We start from the raw sequence: 20409 nt of genomic DNA, 5'->3' as shown, positions 1-20409 counted from the left end.
ATGAAACTATTTAGCAACGTAAAGATAGGTACAAAAATATTATTAGGATTTTTTATTGTGGCAATTGTTGCGATGGTAATTGGTATAACAGGTATAATCAATTTAAATACAGTATCTAATAAAGATAGCGAAATGTATGAAAAAATGACAGTTCCAATGAGTAATCTTTATAATATGGATCAAGCATTTGAAAAAATCAGGATAAATGTTAGAGACATATTATTAGAAACTAATGAAAAAAACATAGCAGATCTTAAGCAGCAAGTAAAAGATAATGAAGCCATGTATAATACTAATTCCGATGAATTTGAAAAAACACTACTAACAACTAATGGTATTGCATCTGCGAAAGCTACGGAAAATTCAATAGTAGCCTATGCGAAAGTAGTAGATGAAATTATAGCACTAGCAGAGCAAAATAAACACGATGAAGCTATGGCACTTACAAATGATAAAGGTGTAAAGGCGAATAATACAGTTGTAGCTAATATGCAAAAATTATCCGAATTAAAAATATCATTGGCTAAGTCAGCTTCTGATTCAAATAAAGCTACTCAATCAAGTGCTAGAAATCTAATGATTGGATTTATAGTTATTGGTGTAGCACTGGCTATTGTACTAGGAATGATTATAGCAAAATCAATTACGAGCCCAATAAAAAAATTAGTGGATTATGCGGATAGAATTGCACTTGGTGATGTTGAAATAAAAATCACAGGTGAATCAAAGGATGAGATAGGAACATTAATGATAGCATTTAGGAAAATGGTTGCGAACATATATGAAAACTCAGTTTATGCTGAGAGAATTTCTAAGGGAGATTTTAGTGTTGAAATAAATCCTAAATCTGATAAAGATGTACTAGCAAAAAGTATGATTCTTGTAGTTGAAGCTGTTAGCAGGCTTGAAGCAGAAACAAACATGTTAACCAAAACTGCTATAGATGGTAAATTATCCACACGTGGAGATGTGACAAAGTTTAATGGAGGATATAAGAGCATAGTTGAAGGCTTAAATAACATTTTAGATGCTGTAGTTGAACCTATTAAGGAAGCATCACAAGTATTGCAAGAAATGTCAAATGGAAACTTAAAGGTAAATATGAAAGGTGATTATAAAGGGGATCATGCGGAGATTAAAAATGCTTTAAATGGTACTATAAACTCATTATCTTCTTATATAGCTGAAATCTCAGAAGTTTTAGAACAAATGTCTAATTCAAATCTTAATTTATCAATTAATAATGAATACAAAGGTGATTTTGCTCAGATTAAGGATGCATTAAACCTTATTATTGAATCTTTTAATGAAGTATTTACGGAAATAAATAATTCTGCGGACCAGGTCTCTTCAGGTTCAAATCAAGTTTCAGATGGAAGTCAAGCACTATCTCAAGGAACAACAGAGCAAGCAAGTTCTATAGAAGAATTAACTTCCTCTATTACTGAAGTGGCAGCTCAAACAAAGCAGAATGCAGTTAATGCAAGTCAAGCAAATGAATTAGCACTTGATGCCAAAGAAGGAGCAACACTTGGAAATTCTCATATGAAAGACATGCTTAAATCCATGGAGGAAATCAACGATTCGTCATCAAGTATTTCAAAAATAATTAAAGTAATTGATGATATAGCTTTTCAAACTAACATATTAGCATTAAACGCTGCAGTTGAGGCAGCAAGAGCTGGACAACATGGTAAAGGGTTTGCAGTAGTTGCAGAGGAAGTAAGAAATCTTGCAGCAAGAAGTGCAAATGCGGCTAAAGAAACTACAGATTTAATAGAAGGTTCAATTAAAAAAGTAGAGTTTGGAACAAAAATTGCAAATAGTACAGCAGAATCACTGGACCAAATAGTAGTAGGGGTAACTAAAGCTGCCACACTAGTAGGAGAAATAGCAGCCGCATCAAATGAACAGGCAACTGCAATATATCAAATAAACAAGGGAATCGAGCAAGTATCAGATGTGGTACAAACTAATTCTGCCACTGCAGAGCAAAGTGCAGCAGCTAGTGAAGAACTCTCAGGGCAAGCATCAACGCTTAAGAATATGGTAGGAAAGTTCAAGCTAAAAATGGATGCAACAGGACAAAACAGCAAATCATCTGCAAATTCTTATAAAATTCAGAATTCATCAAAAAAACCAGGGGTCTTTGCTGAAAATATACCATTAACTAAAAATAAACCAAGAATATCTCTAAGTAACAATGATTTTGGAAAATACTAGCAAATATTAAATATTCATTGATTATTTTCAAAAAATGGGAGGAAAATAAATTATGATATGGTTTAATAATATGAAAACACCGTCAAAATTATTATTTGGTTTTAGTATTACAACAATTTTAGGATGTTTTATTGGTTATATGATGCATTTAGTAATTGAAAACATAGGCTCAAAACAAGTTTATAATTCAACATTTATAATGCTTGTAATTTCTATAATAGTGATTATTTTAATTGCTATTATAATAGATTTAACAATATCTAATTTTATAAGTAAATCTATTAAGAATGTGGTTTCTGATATAAATATACTTGGGGATACAATAGCTGAAGGCAAAGTGCAAACAAGGTTAGATGTAGCAATGCACAATGGAGATCATAAAAAAATAATGCAAGGCATAAATAAAATTATTGATGAAATCATTAAACCATTAAATGAATCAAACAATGTTTTAGCAAATATGGCTGTAAATGATCTTACAATTAAAATGACAGGCTCATACAAAGGAATGATGAAGGAATTTGCTGAAAATATAAACTCAGTTAATGAAAGAATTGTAAATATAGTGAAATTAAATACAGAAATATCAGTAGGTAATATAGATGGAATTCAAGAAATCATTAATATTGGTAGACGGTCAGAAAATGATAAGTTAATGCCAACAATGATTGTTATGATGACTAACATAAAAAACCTTATTAAAGAAGTTAATGTTTTATCAGAGGCTGCTGTTAGTGGGGATATTGAAACTAGAAGTGATGTTTCAAATTTTAAAGGAGGTTATCGCGAAATTGTGGAAGGATTTAATAAAACTCTTGATGCAATTAGTAAACCAATAAATGAGTCCAAAAAAGTTTTGGCAAGTATGGCGTTAAATGACCTCACCAATAAAATGACAGGTTCTTATCAGGGAACTATGAAGGAATTTGCTGAAAATATAAACTCCGTTAATGAAAGAATTGAGAGTATATCATTTTTTCTTACACAAGCATCTTTAGGCGATACAAGCGGACTTAAGGAGCTTAACAAGATTGGAAGAAGATCAGAAAATGATAAATTAATGCCAGCAATGATTATAATGATGTCAACCATAGAAAATCTCATTAAAGAAATTACGTTCATAGCGGATGGTGCAATAGCCGGAAAGCTTGAAACTAGAAGTGATGCATTAAAATTTCAAGGTGGGTATAGAAACATATTGGAAGGATTAAATAAGACACTTGATGCTGTATCTTTGCCAATAGATGAAGCCACAGAAACTCTTAGGCAAATGGCTAAAGGTGATTTAAGTGGAGGCATGGTAGGAGAGTACTTAGGTAAGTATAAAGTAATAAAAGATTCATTAAACCATACACTGGACTCATTTAATGAGGTATTTATAGAAATAAACAATGCTGCAGATCAAGTTTCTTCAGGTTCAAATCAGGTTTCAGATGGGAGTCAAGCATTATCGCAGGGAACTACTGAGCAAGCAAGCTCAATAGAAGAATTAACATCTTCCATTACAGAAGTGGCAGCTCAAACAAAGCAGAATGCAGTTAATGCTGGTCAGGCAAATGAACTTTCGCTTAAGGCTAAGGAAGGTGCAGTAGTTGGAAATTCCCATATGAAAGGCATGCTTAAATCTATGGAGGAGATAAATGAATCATCTTCTAATATTTCAAAAATAATCAAAGTAATTGATGATATTGCTTTCCAAACTAATATATTAGCACTGAATGCTGCAGTTGAAGCAGCAAGAGCAGGTCAACACGGGAAGGGGTTTGCGGTAGTAGCAGAGGAAGTGAGAAACCTAGCAGCAAGAAGTGCTAATGCAGCAAAGGAAACTACGGATTTAATTGAAGGATCTATTAAAAAAGTTGAATATGGAACTAAAATTGCTAATAATACAGCAGAATCTCTTGATCAAATAGTTTTAGAGGTAACTAAGGCAACAACTTTAGTGGGAGAAATTGCTTCAGCATCAAATGAACAAGCAACTGCAATATATCAAATAAATAAGGGTATAGAACAAGTTTCTGATGTGGTACAAACTAATTCAGCAACGGCAGAGGAAAGTGCAGCAGCTAGTGAAGAACTTTCAAGTCAAGCGGCTCTGCTTAAGGGCATGGTAGGGAAGTTTAGACTAAAAACAGATAACAATGCGAATTATACTGAACAATCCTTAGGGCTTGAGAAAAATTATAATTGGCAAAAGGACAAACAAGTGGATGATGATATGGTTATAACTAAAAATAAACCAAGAATATCTTTAAGTAGTACGGAGTTCGGAAAATATTAACGAGGCATCTTCAAAAAAATAACTAGTCAGTATGCTAGTCTATTTTGTGCCATACTGCGTAGACATAACCCTTAAATAGCACCACTATTAGCGGGACATGTCGCCTTGTCTGGCGCAAAATATCCGTCGCATCTTTGACTTGTTATTTTCTTTCAGATGCCTTAAAACTCATTAATTAGTAAAGAGGAAAGGATTCTTGGATATGAATATAGCAAAAAAAGTAAGGGTGCTAGTTGTTGATGATTCATTACTATTCAGAGAAACAATTGCTAGAGGAATAGGCTCGGATCGTGGAATTGAGGTAGTTGGAACAGCAGCAAATGCTTTCGAGGCAAGAGATAAAATAATAGAACTAGAACCAGATGTTATGACGTTGGATGTAGAAATGCCCAAAATGAGCGGAATTGAATTTTTAAAAAGACTTATGCCACAGTATCCTATACCTGTGGTGGTGGTAAGTTCTGTAGGAGAAAATGTTTTTGATGCGTTAAACGCAGGAGCAGTGGATTTTGTTACAAAAATAAACTCAGTAGCAGGAACAAGTAAGGACGTATTTATTAATGAATTAATTATAAAGGTTAAAATTGCATCTATGGCAAAAATCGGGCAGCTTAAAAAAAACATTTTAAATGAAGCACATATAGATAAAATCAACACTAAAAGTAGTAATTCAATAATTGCTATAGGTGCTTCTACTGGTGGAACTCAAGCCATTATTGAAGTAATAAAAGGATTCCCTAAAGATATGCCAGGTGTTGTAATTGTGCAACATATGCCTCCAGTGTTTACAAAAATATATGCTGATAGATTAAATAATATTTGCTCTATGGAAGTGAAAGAAGCAGAAAATGGGGATGTTGTTCTTCCAGGAAAAATACTTCTTGCTCCTGGGGATAGACATATGTCATTAGTGCGACGTGGAAATAATTATTTTGTAGAATGTTTTACTGGTGATAAAGTAAATGGTCATTGCCCGTCAGTGGATGTACTATTTAATTCTGTGGCAGAAAATGTAGGAAGTAATGCTATTGGTATCATATTAACAGGAATGGGTTACGATGGAGCAAAAGGACTTATGAAAATGAAGCAAAAAGGTGCAGTTACCATTGGGCAGGATGAACAGTCCAGCGTAGTTTATGGAATGCCCAAAGTTGCCTATGACATTGGTGGCGTTATGAAACAAGCATCATTAAGAAATATTCCAAGGCTAATATACACTATTCTTCAAGATAAAAGATAAATGATTCAAATGGTATATAAGGGGGGACTACAGATGAAACTACTATACAATTTAAAGATAGGTACAAAAATATTAACTGGCTTTTTTATGGTGGCAATTATAGCCACTGTAATTGGTATAGTTGGAATGGTAAATTTAAACACTCTGGATATTAAGGGCACTGAGATGTATGAAAAAATGACGGTTCCAATGAATGATCTTTATGATATGGATGAGGCTTTCCAGAAAATGAGGTCGAACTTAAGAGATGTAGTTATATCTAGCAATGAAAAGGATATGTTGGATTCTGAAGATCAAATAAAAATAAATCAAGTGAATTACAATAAAAGTTCTGATATATTGAAAAAAACTTTATTAACAGACTCAGGTAAAGAACTTACTAAAACCACAGATCAGTCAATCGCATCTTATGAAAATGTGGTAGATAAAATCATGGTACTGGCAAAAGAAAATAAAGATGATGAAGCAATGGCATTGCTAAAAGGAGAGGGCGCTAAGGCAGACAACCTGGTGGAAAAAAATATGCAACAATTGTTAGATTTGAAAATTTCCCTAGCAAAAACTTCAGCAGCTTCAAATACAGCTACTGCATCAAATTCAAAAAGTATAATGCTAGGATTTATAATAATTGGTGCAGCACTGGCTATACTTTTAGGAATATTAATTTCTGCATCAATTACAAAACCAATAAAAAAATTAGTTGAATTTGCAGATAGACTTTCCATTGGAGATACTGACATAGAAATTAGTAATTTTTCAAAGGATGAAACAGGAATATTGATGCTAGCTTTTAAGAAAATGCTAGACAATATTAGAGAACAAGTAAATGCAGTTGAAAAGATAGCTGCCGGTGATTTGACAGTTGAATTTAAAGTTAAATCTGAAAAAGATGTGTTAGGTAAAAATATAGTGGGAATGGTAGAAACTATTAAAGAACTATTATTAGAAACAGGTAAGCTTATAAAAGCCACACAAGAAGGGAAATTAGATACAAGAGGTAATGCTGATATATTTAATGGCGGATGGAAAGAACTTATATCTGGAATCAATGAGATGATAGATGCTATTGTCGAGCCAATTAAAGAATCAGCAGCGGTACTTGAGGAAATTTCAAAGGGAGATTTAAGGGTGAATGTTAATGGAGATTATAAAGGAGAACATGCTGATATTAAAAACGCATTAAACCTTACAATAAAATCCCTTAATGAAGTGTTTAGAGAGATTAATAATGCTGCAGATCAAGTTTCTTCAGGGTCAAATCAAGTATCGGATGGAAGTCAGGCACTTTCACAAGGAACAACTGAACAAGCAAGTTCCATAGAAGAACTAACATCTTCGATTACAGAAGTAGCTGCCCAGACAAAACAGAATGCAGTTAATTCTAGCCAAGCAAATGAGTTGGCTCTTAAGGCAAAAGATGGTGCTACACTTGGTAATTCTCATATGAAAGAAATGCTTAAATCTATGGAGGAGATAAACGAATCATCATCTAATATTTCAAAAATAATTAAGGTTATTGATGATATTGCTTTTCAAACTAATATGTTAGCCCTAAATGCTGCAGTGGAAGCAGCAAGAGCAGGACAACATGGGAAAGGGTTTGCAGTAGTGGCAGAAGAAGTAAGAAATCTTGCAGCAAGAAGCACAAGTGCTGCAAAGGAAACAACGGAATTAATTGAAGGATCAATTAAGAAAGTTGAATTAGGAAGAAAAATTGCTGACAATACAGCAGAATCACTTGATGAAATAGTTTCTGGGGTAACTAAGGCAGCAACCTTGGTTGGAGAAATAGCATCTGCTTCTAATGAACAGGCAACTGCAATATATCAAATAAATAAGGGAATAGAACAAGTTTCAGATGTAGTACAAACTAATTCAGCAACTGCAGAACAAAGTGCAGCGGCTAGCGAAGAACTTTCAGGTCAAGCATCAATGCTTAAAAATATGGTTGGAAAATTTAAGTTAAAAACCAGTGCATCTATACAATATGATGAACATAACAGTGTGAAAGTAGAAAAAGGCAAATTCAAAAATAATGACGATTTGCCAGTGGCAAGAAATAGGCCAACAATATCTTTAAGTAATAATGATTTCGGAAAATACTAAGAAAAAATTCATAGTAGAACATGAGCAGTTATTTTACTAAGACTCATGTTCTTATATGAGAATTAAAGGTGAAGAGATGATAACACTAAAAGACAGTGAATTTAGAGAACTAACTACATATATGAAAGCAAATTATGGAATAAATCTTATTGCAAAAAGGCTTCTTATTGAGGGTAGACTTGCCAACATGGTTACAGAAATGGGTTTCACTAATTTTTCGGATTATCTGAAATTTGTTTTTAAAAATGCTTCGGGGAATGAAATCAATATACTTATAAACAGGCTTACTACCAATCATACCTATTTTATGAGAGAAGCAGAACATTTTAAATATTTTGGGGATAAGGTGCTTCCATATTTAGCATCTAGCTCTAAAAATAATGATTTAAGGATTTGGAGTGCAGGATGTTCTAGTGGAGAGGAGCCCTACACTCTTTCTATGATAATTGCAGATTATTTTGAAAACGAAAAATCTATTTGGAATACAAAAATATTGGCTACTGATATATCCGAAAAAGTATTAGAACAAGCTAAAAATGGAATTTATACCGAAGAAGCGGTAAATATTATACCTAAATATTGGACGCTAAAATATTTTAATAAGATTAAAGATGGAAAATATCAAATTTGTGAGGAAATAAGAAATGAAATAATATACAGGGATTTTAATTTAATGACTGGAATATTTCCTTTTAAAAAAAAGTTTCATGTTATATTCTGTAGAAATGTGATGATATATTTTGAGCCTAAAACAAAGATGGAGCTGATTAATAAATTTTATGACATGACTGAAACAGGCGGTTATCTTTTTATAGGTCATTCTGAGTCAATAAATAAAAACGAGACTAAATATAAATACATTATGCCTGCAGTTTACAGGAAAGAATAGACAAAGAAAAATTAGGGGAAATCATGGCGATAGAGAATAAAGGGGGAATATTAAATGAAATCTTATAGAAATTTAAAAATATCTACCAAACTTTTAATTGGATTTATTATGGTAGCCTTGTTAAGTGGTGTAGTTGGAATTGTGGCTATTGTAAACACAAATGGAATTATTAGCCGAGGTACACAACTATATGAAGAAAATTTGGTGCCACTTAAACCAGCATCAAAAATTGAAACTGACTTTTTAACTGTGAGGGTCAAACTAAGAGATATGATCCTTAGTAAAAACACAGAAGATAGGGCTAAATTAAGCAATGAAGTTGACACATTATATAAAGATTTAAAAGACAACGTACAAAACTATTCTAAAGGTGCTTCATCACCAGAAGAAATAGCCAATCTTAAAATAATGCAAGAATACATTGAAAAATATGATAATGACAAAGATCAAATAAGAGGACTAATAAATTCAAATAAAATTGATGATGCTATAGCGCTAATGAATGGGGATGCATCAATTTTAACTAGCAAACTTGATGCAAGTATTACTAAGGCATTTCAAATAAGTATTGATGAGGCAGCTCAGCGTCAAGCAGATAATAAGGCTGAAGGCACTAGAGATGTGATTATAATAGTACTGGTTATTTTATTGGCCATAATTATCGCAATAATTTTGGAAATTGTGATTTCAAGAATTATTGGAAAACCAATAAAAGAACTTGTTGAGGCATCAAAAAGTATAGCTGCGGGAAACCTTAATGTAAAGTTATCTTTTAATACTAAAGATGAGGTGGGGGATTTAGGAAAAGATTTTGAAAAGATAATTTTTTCACTTAAAAACCTAGTAAAGGATACAGATATGTTAGTTGAAGCTGCTGAAAATGGAAAGCTGGATATACGTGCTGATGCAAGTAAACACTATGGAGATTATAAGAAAATAGTTGAGGGTGTAAATAATACTATTGATGCCATTACAGCACCAATAAATGAATCAAGGAAAGTGCTGTCTAAAATGGCTTTAAATGATCTTTCTCTTACAATGACAGGAACATACAAAGGGAATATGAAGGACTTTGCGGAAGACATAAATTCTGTTCATGCAAGAATTTCAGCTGTAGTAAAATTGCTTATTGAAATATCAGTTGGGGATATAAGTGGGATTCAGGGACTTATTACCATTGGAAAAAGGTCTGAAAATGACGAGTTAATGCCTTCAATGATAGTTATGATGACAACAATAGAAAATCTAGTAAAAGAGGCTAATACAATAGCAGATTATGCTGTAGAAGGTAACCTTAAGGTTAGAAGTGATATATCAAAATTCCAGGGAGGATATCGAGAGGTGTTAGAAGGATTTAATAATACACTTGATGCTATAGAAGGACCAATAAATGAAACTCTAGAAGTATTAAAGGCAATGGCGGAGGGAAATTTAACTATAAGTATGGATGGAGATTACCAAGGTAGTTATGGCATTATAAAAGAGTCAATAAACCATACTTTAGAAGCTTTTAATGAAGTGTTAGGTAGCATTGCTGATGCATCAGATCAAGTTCTATCTGGTTCAAATCAAGTGTCAGATGGTAGCCAAGCACTATCTCAAGGAACTACAGAACAAGCAAGTTCTATAGAAGAATTAACTTCATCCATAACAGAAGTAGCAGCTCAAACTAAACAGAATGCAGTTAATGCAGGACAGGCAAATGAGCTTGCACTTAGTGCCAAAGAAGGAGCAACACTTGGAAATTCACATATGAAAGATATGCTTAAATCCATGGAGGAAATAAATCAGTCATCATCAAATATTTCAAAAATAATTAAGGTTATTGATGATATTGCTTTCCAAACCAATATGCTAGCATTAAATGCTGCGGTAGAAGCGGCGAGAGCAGGGCAACATGGGAAAGGATTTGCAGTAGTTGCAGAAGAAGTAAGAAATCTTGCAGCAAGAAGTACTAGTGCTGCAAAGGAAACAACGGAATTAATTGAAGGATCAATTAAAAAGGTAGAATTCGGAACAAAAATTGCTAATAATACTGCAGAATCTCTAAACGGAATAGTGGTAGGTGTAACTAAAGCCGCAACTTTAGTTGGAGAAATAGCATCTGCTTCAAATGAACAAGCAACTGCCATATATCAAATAAATAAGGGGATAGAGCAAGTTTCAGATGTGGTGCAAACTAATTCCGCAACTGCAGAGCAAAGTGCAGCAGCCAGCGAAGAACTATCAGGTCAAGCATCAATGCTAAAAAGTATGGTAGGAAAATTTATACTAAAAAGAGATACAACTTTATTAAATAATGGTATAGTATCGGAGAAAAGTACAAATAGATTAAATAATAAATTTTCATCCCGTACTGAAATCGCACTAACTAAAAATAAACCCAAAATATCTTTGGGTAATAATGAATTTGGCAAATACTAAAGATTAGGACTTTTCTGCATTAGGAGAAAAATGAATATAATGAGGATGTAAGAAAATTTGTATAAATAAATCTTCTTACATCCTCATTTTTCAAGTAGAATAAATAAAGAAGAGTAGGTATATATTAAAATATATGATAAACTCTATGTATTGTATATTTTAAAATAATGATCTTTTCAGTAAAAATTTCATTTAATTAACAGGAATTCTAAGCAAATGACTAATTATATAAAAGGGGAGTGTCAAATGAAAGATAAGACAACCAAGCAGAAAATAACTATAGCAGTTCAGAGATTTTTAGAGAAAACAGGTGGAGTTAAACATGATTTAGTGCTTCTAGCAAATGTAATCGATAGACTTCCTGGATCTTCTAATTTAGGATCTCAAGCTTATGAAGAACTAATTGAAAATAATTACTTAGTTGATTTATTTGATTTAATAGATAAAAGAGAAGTTGCTGAGGATGAAAATGATGCAGAAAAGGCTGAGAAATACGATAAAGAAATTAAATCTATAGAATTAAATCATGGTATAACTAAGGATGATTCTAAACAATTAATCTCAGCATTATCAAAAGAAATTGGAAAAACTATTTCTAATAAAAAAGAATAAACAATCTTAATATGATTTTAAAAAAACTCTAGCAGTTTATTTCATTCCGCGGATCATCATGGAATGAAATAAATTATTGCTAGAGTTTTTTTATTTACATTTTTGCAATCTATTGACAATATGCAACATTATAGTAAAATATATGTATACAAATAATATTAGGATGTGATGATATGTCAAATGTGCTTTTTTTAAATGTTCCAGCCCATGGTCATGTTAATCCAACTCTAGGACTGGTAGATGAATTAGTTAAACAGGGAGAAAATGTAACTTACTTTTGTACAGATGAATTTAAGGACAAAATTGAAAAAACTGGTGCTACTTTTATGAGCTATGGAGAAGAAAATGATTTGTTCAAAATGGACCATAATAATCATAAGAAAAATAATATTAATGATTATATTGCTTTCATGATTAAAACTCTTAATTTAAGCGAAGTAGTTATACAAGGAATTTTGGATAAGATCAAAGATAAGAAATTTGATTACCTAATACACAGCGCTAATTTTCCATATGGGAATATGATTGCTCAAATATTAAAACTTCCATCTGTTTCTTCATTTGCAGTATTTGCCACACCAAAAGAAATTATATCGCTGAACTCATTATCTATATCAAAAGAACAAATATTAAATAATCAAGTTATTGATATTTATAAAAAGATAGGGAGTAAACTAGAAAATAAATACAGAATAAAAATGCCTGAAATTATTGATATGTTTTATAGTAAAGGAAATATTAATATTGCATACACCTCTAATTATTTTGTTTCACATCCAGAATATTATGATAACAGCTTTATATTTATTGGACCACCAATATACGATAGGGAGGAAAATTTGGATTTTCCCTTTGAAAAATTACAAGGGAAAAAGGTTATGTACATTTCACTAGGTACAGTTTTTAATAATACTAATAGTGATTTTTATGATATATTCTTCAAAAGTTTTGGGAATAATGGAATGGTTGTAGTTATGGCCGCATATAACGTGGATTTATCATCATTTGATATACCAGATAACTTTATTGTTAGGAATTATGTACCACAATCTGAAATTCTAAAGTATACAGATGTTGCTATAACACATGCTGGAATGAATAGTACAAATGATTTATTGTATAATAATATACCTTTTGTGGCCATACCTATAGGGGCAGATCAACCATATATGGCTGGAAGAGCAGAAGATCTTGGAGCGGCCATTTCACTTGATAAAGACAAGCTAACTGAAGAAATTCTAAAAAGTTCTGTGGAAAAAGTTTTATCTAATCCAAGCTATCTTGAAAACATTAAAAAAATAAGTGATTCTTTTAAGCAAACGGGTGGTTATAAAAAAGCAGTTGAAGAGATTTTTAAAATGAAACAAGAAATGGATATTTCAATTTAGAGTATTTTTACGAAAAATGCTCCGGATACTCAAAGGTTAATGTAATGAAAAAATTGGTAGCCAGGCAAAATCTAGTAATCAGTAAAATGAACTAGGGGGAAAACCCTAGTTCATTTTATAGTTATTGAAACTTCTATTTTATATATTTTTATACAAGGTTATTTGATTTTATGCTAATATAGTGAGTATTGTTACAGTATATTGGGGGAAAAAAATGTTAGGAAGATATAAAAGTTATAAAATAAATATTTTAATAAATTTTTTAATTATATTAACAATAGGGGTACTAACCATTGGTTTTTATAAGGATAATAAAATTGACAAGGTAAATGCATATAAAGCAAAAATAGTTAATAGACAAATAGAAGTTAAAGAAAATAAAGACGAAAAAATAGAGAAACTTAAATTTCCATACGAAAATAGAAATTGGTTAGCAGTTGGTGATAGTATTACACATTATAATAAATATCAGAGCATAGTGGCAAATCTGTGTAAAATCCATACAGTTACTACTGATGCGGTTTATGGCGAACAACTTGGATCTATGGCGTGCACGTTAACAAAAAAGAACCTAGCAAATGTGGATTTAGTAACTGTATTTGGGGGTACTAATGATTATGGTAAAAATAAATTACTAGGGAAAATAAGCGATGATAAAACTATAGACACATTTTATGGGAATATAAAAAATGTTATTAATAAAATATCAATATTAAATCCTAAAGCCAAAATTGTTTTTTTTACTCCCTTAAAAAGAGGGAAATTTGCAAATCAACCTGTTTATCCAAAATCAAATAAGGCAGGGTTTAAACTTAAGCAGTATGTAGAAGCAATTAAGGTAATCTGTGGTGAAAAATCAATACAGGTAATCGACTTATTTAATGATAGTGGCATCAATGAAAACAATCTATCGCAATATACTTTTGATAATCTTCACCCTAGTGCAGCAGGATATGATAAAATATCAAAAGTTATTGCTGATAAATTAAACAATCCAAGTAAATAGTTCATATGTGATATGAAAATAATATGGATTATGATATCCTTCATAAGTAAGAATTATAGGATTTAATTTGATTCTGAAATTTTCATTTATTTGAAGTTTTTATTGTTGATCTCAAAACTCCATATTTTGTATTAGAGAAAGAGTTAACAGTGATATTGGGTTGACCTATATCTACATAACTAATACTAATACTGTCACCTGGTTCAGTTACAGGTACAGAGGCATCCAAATTTGAAGCTACGGTGTAGATAACGCCGGGTGCTTCTTTAAGAGTAAAGTTAAAATAGGTTGTACTATTAATTGTAAATGAACCTATTCTGTCTACTGTTCCGGTTAAAGATTTACTAATTCCGGTGCTACCTACACCTGAGCTACCACCACTTGATGATAAGTATTGCAAGTAATTATTTTTACATTCCTGTAATGTATCTCCTGTACCTACTACATTATAATCTTTTACAGAAACCATTGCATATAACTTAGTAAGATTATTTTTGTCATTAAGTGTGGTAAAGTAAGTTGGGATACTGTCTACATTAACTAATACAGATGGAGATGCTTTATAGCCTAGATTTTGTACTTTACCTTCTGCGGATGCCTCGGCAGATTTTTCACTAGCGCCAGACATATTAAATACAAAAGGTTGTTCTGTTCTAGAATTAACTAGAATGAATCCTATAGTTCCAGTGTCTTTACCCACGGAAGTTAATCCAGAATAGTAGTAACAATTACCTTTATCATATACCAAGGTTAAGTCTGATGAAGTTGAGAATTTACCTGAATTGTCAAAATTAAAAAAACCATGAATATAGTCACCATAGGAATTTATATGATTTTCAACTATATTATATGGTTGTACTCTATCTATCCATTTAGGTATATCTGTCATGTTATAGTTAGATACATTTCCTGTTTGAGCATCCACAGTTACAACCCCTGTAACTTTAGCGCCTTGGGTTCCGATTGTCTTATCGTAAGTAGATATTGTCCAAAACGGTCTACCACTGTTATCAATCTCAAATGTAGCATCTGTCAATCCTTTACTCATATTACCTGAGTAGTAGGCTTTCCTATACACATAATCATTAAAAAATGCTTTTGTCTGGTATTTAATGTGCAAGGGTTGACCATTAAGAGTGGTAACTAATCTAACATCTGTCTGGTCTGTTGCTGATACAATTACATATCCTGGAGTGCCATCATTTAATAGCCACTTCATAAATCCACTATGCAATAAAGGGGCTACATAGTACATTTTGCCATTAACACTTTGTAGTGTTAAATCCCCAAGTTCTGATTTGCTTCCTATAGTTGCATCTTGACCTAACACCTTATCAGCTAAATTCAAGGCAACTGCAGCATTCACGGTAGGTAACTGTTTAGGGTCTATAGGATTAATTTTTTGAGTAAAGCTTACTGTACTTATTTTGGGTAGTAGCGATTTATAACTTGATGACCTAAACATTGGAGTAGAGAATAAACTAATTAGTGCAAATATTATGATTGGAAGTAAAGGTAGTACTATTTGTTTAAATAAGGTGTTTATACCACTTACATTAATGGATACAAGTGCTAGTATTAATGCTGCTATTATCCATAATGCTGCAAATCTTAGGGATATCACAGGTAAAACCTTGTAACTAAAAGCTATAAGAAGAACCGCCAACAGTATATTTAAACCTATCTTTCTGACTTTTTGCATTTTTTTTAATCCCCTTTAAATATATTTACTATTATCCTAGTAAGTACTTAATAGGATAATAGCTAATTAAAACATAAATGTCAAATATATTTAATATACTCATTCAATATAACAGTGTACTACTAAGGTATTGACATAATAAATTATAACATATATAATTGCACTAGGCTCAATTTATAAGGGGGACATATTTATGGCTAATGCAGTATTAAAAATTAAAGATTTAAAAAAAGTAATTGGCAAGCGTACCATTGTTTCAGATATTTCCATGGAACTTGAAAGTGGAGAAATATTTGGTTTTCTTGGACCTAATGGCGCGGGTAAGTCAACAACTATTAAGATGATTGTTGGTTTATCAAAAATAACAGAAGGTGATGTATTTGTAAACCAATGTTCAGTAAAAGATGATTTTAAGGGTGCAATGCGCAATATTGGTTGCATTGTTGAAAATCCAGATATGTACAAGTATATGTCCGGACTAGACAACCTAAGAGTATTTGCAAAAATGTATAAAGGTGTAGGTGAGGAACGAATTAATGAAGTTGTGAAAATTGTGGATCTTGAAAAGGCAATAAAAGATAAAGTAAAGACATATTCTCTTGGAATGAAGCAGAGGCTAGGTATTGGCCAAGCACTTTTACATAATCCAAAGTTACTCATACTTGATGAACCTACCAATGGTCTTGATCCTGCTGGAATTAAAGACATGCGTAATCTGCTTAAAAAACTTGCAACAGAAACTGGACTTACAGTTCTTATCTCCAGCCATATACTAGGTGAAATGCAGCAGATTTGTGACCGTGTATGTATAATTAACAAAGGAAAGATAATAACAGTGAAAACAGTTGATGAGATACTTAATATGACAGCAGCAGATGGCAAAAGTATTTTATTAGTAAAAACTGATAATAATGAAAAGGCCGCTTCGCTTCTTTTAAATGTAAACATTAATAGTAGCGTTATGAGTGATGGAATACACGTTGAGACCACCCAGGAGCGCGTTCCTGAAATAATTACAACATTAACAACTGCAGGCATATCTGTTTATGGCATGGATAAACAAGATGCACAATCACTTGAAGATGTATTTATGAAGCTTACAGGGGAGGGAAAATAATATGGGGAACTTTATTACACTGGTTTCAATAGAAAATACGAAGTTATGGAAAAGAATTTCTGCAAAAGTAATGTTAATAATAATGGTAGTTTTAATAGTTTTAGGTACTGGTATTTATAAATATTATATAGTGTCTAGCAAAACTTCTACAACAACTACAGTTTCACAAAATTGGAAGCAAGAACTCCAAAAGACTGTCACTGCTGAAAAAATTCAGCTAGACCAAACTGAAAAATCAACAAGTAAGACAGCAGCTGCAAGCATAGGACCTATCCAAAAAAGTATAGCAGAAAATGAATATAGAATTAATAATAATATAAAGCCAGAATCAAAGTCAAGTATTTGGACAATGGTAACTGGTCTGTATACATCTGGGTTTAGTTCACTTATTGTACTTTTTGTAGTAATTGTATGCACAGCTTCAGTAGCTGGTGAATTCTCAGAAGGCACTATGAAAATGATGATATCCAGGCCTTACCGTCGTTATGAGATTCTTTCAGCAAAATTAATATCTACATTAATTTATGGAATAGTTCTTTTAATAACAACATTTGTGCTACTATTCTTATGTTTGGGGATATTTTTCGGATTTAATGGAATAAATGCAAAGGGAATGATTTGGATAAGTAGCAAAATAGTTTATGCTCCTTCTGCACTAAAAACACTATTTATATTTGGTCTTGATTTTCTTCAAACCATTGTATTTATAATAGTAGCTTTCGCAATTTCCGCAATATCTAGATCACGGTCTATTGCAACTGGATTTTCAATATTTTTGGTTGTTATCGGAACATCTATTCTTACATTGCTAGCTACACTTTTCACATGGGGAAAATATTTACCATTAGCAGTGACTAATTTTTCAGGATTTGTATCTACCGGTACAACAATAGCAGGTACAAGTCTTTCTTTTGCTCTTATAATATCACTTGCATATAGTGTACTGTTTTGCTTTTTAGGTTACTTTATTTTTGAAAAACGAGATATTTAAACAAGCAAAAATGGAATTTAATTTTTATCTTGCACATATTGATATAGAATCATTAAATAGTTAAAGAAATATACCATTGAGAAAGGGGGTGTTGCACTAAGAAATTAGTGTAGCACCTCTATTTTCAACAGTATTACCTGTAGTTTTATAATAATTAATTTTATCATTTAGTTTTTCAAGATGTTCACTGGATTTTGCTATTCCTATTTTCTTTTTTTAAGGCAAATAGTATAAATTTGTTTTAAAAAAAGTGATATGAAATCAAATATTTAATGAGTGAAAAATATGATGATAAGCATGTCTATTTAAAACAACCACACAGCTTATTATCCCATTACGTCAAACAAATTTTGAGATTCTTTAGAAGTTATATCTACAATTTTATAGAAAAATTCTTTCTGAGTTAAATCTCCTCTATCAAGGACTTCTGCGATTTTTCCATCCCTTAAAAATACAAGTTTTTTCGCATAACTTGCTATCATGGAATCATGGGTAACCATAAGTATTGCAGTTCCATCATCTTCATTACGCTTCTGAAATATCTTTAGCAATTGGTGAGAATTAGTTGTATCCAAATTGCCTGTTGGCTCATCTGCTACAATTAGTTTAGGATTAGTGATTAATGCTCTTGCCGATGCAGCCCTCTGCCTTTGTCCACCAGAACATTCATTAGGAAATTTATCAAGTACTTCAAAAATATCTAAATTTTTAGAAATGTCTTCAGTTTTCTTATTTATTTCTACTTTTCCAACATTAGCTAATACTAATGACACTCCAATATTCTCTCTTATAGTTAACGAATCTATAAGATTAAAATCTTGAAAAACAAAACCTATGCTTTCATATCTAAGCTTTGCAACATGTGCCTCTGTCATATCAAATATATTTTTATCATTAAATTTAATAGTACCTCTAGTTGGCGTGTCCACAGTAGATAATACATTCAAAAAGGTGGATTTCCCAGATCCTGATGGGCCCATTATACACACAAAATCTCCTTCATTAACTGTCAAATTAACATTGTCCAAGACTTTTAATTTACTTTTTTCACCATAAATTTTAATGATATTTTTTGCTGATATTATTTCTTTCAACTTAAATCCCCCTATAATAATATTTGAGTGCTGCCACATATTATAAAAATCTATATGAATTATTTTTAAGTACTAATTTTTTATACAGATTATAAGAAACTACACCTGTAATTAAAAACACAACTACAAATGTAAATAATAACATTCCTAATAAACCAATAGATAAAATATAATTCTTTTTAAAGAGAATTAGAAATATTAAAATATGAAATAATGGTATTCCCATAGTTATAGAATAAAACATCTTAAACTCATGCCGAATAATTTCTTCGATTTCTAGAGTAGTATATCCAATGAGACCTAACTGCCTAAAATTATGTTTCTTATTATCGGTCTCCAGCATGATTTTATATATAATACTCACTGCGATAAGAATTATTAAAGTAATATATGAACATATACATATAGTTTTTACCTGCTGTGAATTTTTGTAGATTCCAATAACACATAAAAGCATTTCTGAAGTGACGGTCAATGTTATAATCAAAATTTTTAGTTGTTTTAATGATACATATAAATTACTTAAGGATATCAATTTTATCTTATTATCCGAATATTTCGTCTTTTTAAGTTTTAATATTTTTTCCGGAACATAATAGCTTAAAATACCACTAATAGAAACGATAGTAAAGAAAATATCAACCAGCCCAACTGAAACAGCATTTTGAGGTATTGATTTTAGAAATAGAGAACCAACTGGAATAAAATATGCAATAATATATACAATTGAATTTATTTTGATAACTCTTACATCCTTAGATCTAACTTTTTTTTGTTCACCTATTAAATCAATAATCTCTCTATTAGCTGTAAAAGCAAAATCACCTAGACTCACATATAAAAGCTGCAAAATTATAATTGCAGCAGTTCCCCATATAACTGGAGTTGATAGTACCAATATATTTCCACTCGTTCCTAATATAATATACATAAGGGAAAGGAAAGCTGGGACGAATATTATACCAACTAATATTCCAATGGCACCACCCATTATTTCAATAATAGCATTTTGAAAAAGCATCATTCTTGCCAATTTACTTGGCCATATACCACTTAATTCTACAATAGCCATTTCCTTTGTTTTGCTCATAACAAAATACGAATTAGCATAAAAAGTAAATACACATACAAGAAGTATTAACAAAAAAATGACATCAGTTGGTATATTAGCTGCTACATCACCTTCTTTGCTTTTAGCTAAAATGAAATCACTATTAGTTATTATGTTCAGAAGATTTACTATAATGCTAGTAGACAAAATTATAGATAGCAGATATAGAGTGCTTTGCTTTAAATTTGTCTTTAACATTTTCACTGAAAATTTGTACATACCCAT

14 protein-coding genes are annotated in these 20409 nt (G+C 31.5%); 11 read left to right on the top strand and 3 right to left on the bottom strand.

Annotated features, from left to right (window positions below; genetic code table 11):
- The 9 genes from BR66_RS0109720 (at position 1) to BR66_RS0109680 (ending at position 14169) form a co-directional block, all read left to right on the top strand.
- Positions 1–2223 (top strand): HAMP domain-containing methyl-accepting chemotaxis protein, encoded by a 2223-nt coding sequence (locus BR66_RS0109720; RefSeq protein WP_026882768.1) that lies wholly within the window; start codon positions 1–3, stop codon positions 2221–2223.
- Positions 2224–2275: 52 nt separating this feature from the next.
- On the top strand, positions 2276–4504 hold the full coding sequence (locus BR66_RS23525; RefSeq protein WP_242841140.1) for a methyl-accepting chemotaxis protein: 2229 nt from the start codon (positions 2276–2278) through the stop codon (positions 4502–4504).
- A gap of 202 nt (positions 4505–4706) precedes the next feature.
- Positions 4707–5744 (top strand): protein-glutamate methylesterase/protein-glutamine glutaminase, encoded by a 1038-nt coding sequence (locus BR66_RS0109710; RefSeq protein WP_026882767.1) that lies wholly within the window; start codon positions 4707–4709, stop codon positions 5742–5744.
- Positions 5745–5777: 33 nt separating this feature from the next.
- Positions 5778–7850, top strand: a complete 2073-nt coding sequence (locus BR66_RS23520) for a HAMP domain-containing methyl-accepting chemotaxis protein (protein WP_035795919.1) — start codon at positions 5778–5780, stop codon at positions 7848–7850.
- Positions 7851–7926: 76 nt separating this feature from the next.
- Positions 7927–8739: a CheR family methyltransferase gene (locus tag BR66_RS0109700; RefSeq protein WP_026882766.1), complete on the top strand. Its 813-nt coding sequence runs from the start codon at positions 7927–7929 to the stop codon at positions 8737–8739.
- 54 nt (positions 8740–8793) lie between these two features.
- The gene (locus tag BR66_RS23515; RefSeq protein ID WP_026882765.1) at positions 8794–11163 is read left to right on the top strand and encodes a methyl-accepting chemotaxis protein; all 2370 of its coding nucleotides are present in this window, start codon (positions 8794–8796) and stop codon (positions 11161–11163) included.
- Positions 11164–11409: 246 nt separating this feature from the next.
- Positions 11410–11775: a hypothetical protein gene (locus BR66_RS0109690; protein WP_026882764.1), complete on the top strand. Its 366-nt coding sequence runs from the start codon at positions 11410–11412 to the stop codon at positions 11773–11775.
- Between the two features lie 173 nt (positions 11776–11948).
- Entirely contained in the window at positions 11949–13163 is a 1215-nt protein-coding gene (locus BR66_RS0109685) for a macrolide family glycosyltransferase (RefSeq protein WP_026882763.1), read from the top strand.
- A gap of 214 nt (positions 13164–13377) precedes the next feature.
- Positions 13378–14169 carry an SGNH/GDSL hydrolase family protein gene (locus tag BR66_RS0109680; protein ID WP_026882762.1) on the top strand — a complete coding sequence of 264 codons (792 nt, stop codon included), beginning with the start codon at positions 13378–13380 and terminating at the stop codon, positions 14167–14169.
- A gap of 82 nt (positions 14170–14251) precedes the next feature.
- On the opposite strand, the gene BR66_RS0109675 is transcribed toward BR66_RS0109680, so the two are convergent.
- The gene (locus BR66_RS0109675; protein WP_026882761.1) at positions 14252–15871 is read right to left on the bottom strand and encodes an energy-coupling factor transporter transmembrane component T family protein; all 1620 of its coding nucleotides are present in this window, start codon (positions 15869–15871) and stop codon (positions 14252–14254) included.
- A gap of 193 nt (positions 15872–16064) precedes the next feature.
- Between BR66_RS0109675 and BR66_RS0109670 the strand changes: the two genes are divergently transcribed.
- Positions 16065–16988 (top strand): ABC transporter ATP-binding protein, encoded by a 924-nt coding sequence (locus tag BR66_RS0109670; protein WP_026882760.1) that lies wholly within the window; start codon positions 16065–16067, stop codon positions 16986–16988.
- A 1-nt stretch (position 16989) separates the two neighbouring features.
- Positions 16990–17979, top strand: a complete 990-nt coding sequence (locus BR66_RS0109665) for an ABC transporter permease subunit (RefSeq protein WP_026882759.1) — start codon at positions 16990–16992, stop codon at positions 17977–17979.
- Between the two features lie 326 nt (positions 17980–18305).
- Here BR66_RS0109665 and BR66_RS0109660 read toward each other — a convergent pair whose 3' ends face one another.
- Together BR66_RS0109660 and BR66_RS0109655 are read right to left on the bottom strand one after the other, a co-directional pair.
- Positions 18306–19073, bottom strand: a complete 768-nt coding sequence (locus BR66_RS0109660) for an ABC transporter ATP-binding protein (RefSeq protein ID WP_242841139.1) — start codon at positions 19071–19073, stop codon at positions 18306–18308.
- Positions 19074–19113: 40 nt separating this feature from the next.
- Positions 19114–20409, bottom strand: a complete 1296-nt coding sequence (locus BR66_RS0109655) for an ABC transporter permease family protein (RefSeq protein ID WP_026882757.1) — start codon at positions 20407–20409, stop codon at positions 19114–19116.

It is taken from the genome of Clostridium akagii DSM 12554, from assembly GCF_000686725.1.
GTDB classification, from domain to species: domain Bacteria; phylum Bacillota; class Clostridia; order Clostridiales; family Clostridiaceae; genus Clostridium_I; species Clostridium_I akagii.
The sequence above is the reverse complement of the archived record's forward strand: the minus strand, read 5'-3'. Positions and strand labels throughout refer to the sequence as shown.

Bases quoted from the DNA above. Each gene is read 5' to 3' on its own strand.
- BR66_RS0109720 (WP_026882768.1), top strand. From the start codon at position 1: ATGAAACTATTTAGCAACGTAAAGATAGGTACAAAAATATTATTAGGA.
- BR66_RS23525 (WP_242841140.1), top strand. From the start codon at position 2,276: ATGATATGGTTTAATAATATGAAAACACCGTCAAAATTATTATTTGGT.
- BR66_RS0109710 (WP_026882767.1), top strand. From the start codon at position 4,707: ATGAATATAGCAAAAAAAGTAAGGGTGCTAGTTGTTGATGATTCATTA.
- BR66_RS23520 (WP_035795919.1), top strand. From the start codon at position 5,778: ATGAAACTACTATACAATTTAAAGATAGGTACAAAAATATTAACTGGC.
- BR66_RS0109700 (WP_026882766.1), top strand. From the start codon at position 7,927: ATGATAACACTAAAAGACAGTGAATTTAGAGAACTAACTACATATATG.
- BR66_RS23515 (WP_026882765.1), top strand. From the start codon at position 8,794: ATGAAATCTTATAGAAATTTAAAAATATCTACCAAACTTTTAATTGGA.
- BR66_RS0109690 (WP_026882764.1), top strand. From the start codon at position 11,410: ATGAAAGATAAGACAACCAAGCAGAAAATAACTATAGCAGTTCAGAGA.
- BR66_RS0109685 (WP_026882763.1), top strand. From the start codon at position 11,949: ATGTCAAATGTGCTTTTTTTAAATGTTCCAGCCCATGGTCATGTTAAT.
- BR66_RS0109680 (WP_026882762.1), top strand. From the start codon at position 13,378: ATGTTAGGAAGATATAAAAGTTATAAAATAAATATTTTAATAAATTTT.
- BR66_RS0109675 (WP_026882761.1), bottom strand. From the start codon at position 15,871: ATGCAAAAAGTCAGAAAGATAGGTTTAAATATACTGTTGGCGGTTCTT.
- BR66_RS0109670 (WP_026882760.1), top strand. From the start codon at position 16,065: ATGGCTAATGCAGTATTAAAAATTAAAGATTTAAAAAAAGTAATTGGC.
- BR66_RS0109665 (WP_026882759.1), top strand. From the start codon at position 16,990: ATGGGGAACTTTATTACACTGGTTTCAATAGAAAATACGAAGTTATGG.
- BR66_RS0109655 (WP_026882757.1), bottom strand. From the start codon at position 20,409: ATGGGTATGTACAAATTTTCAGTGAAAATGTTAAAGACAAATTTAAAG.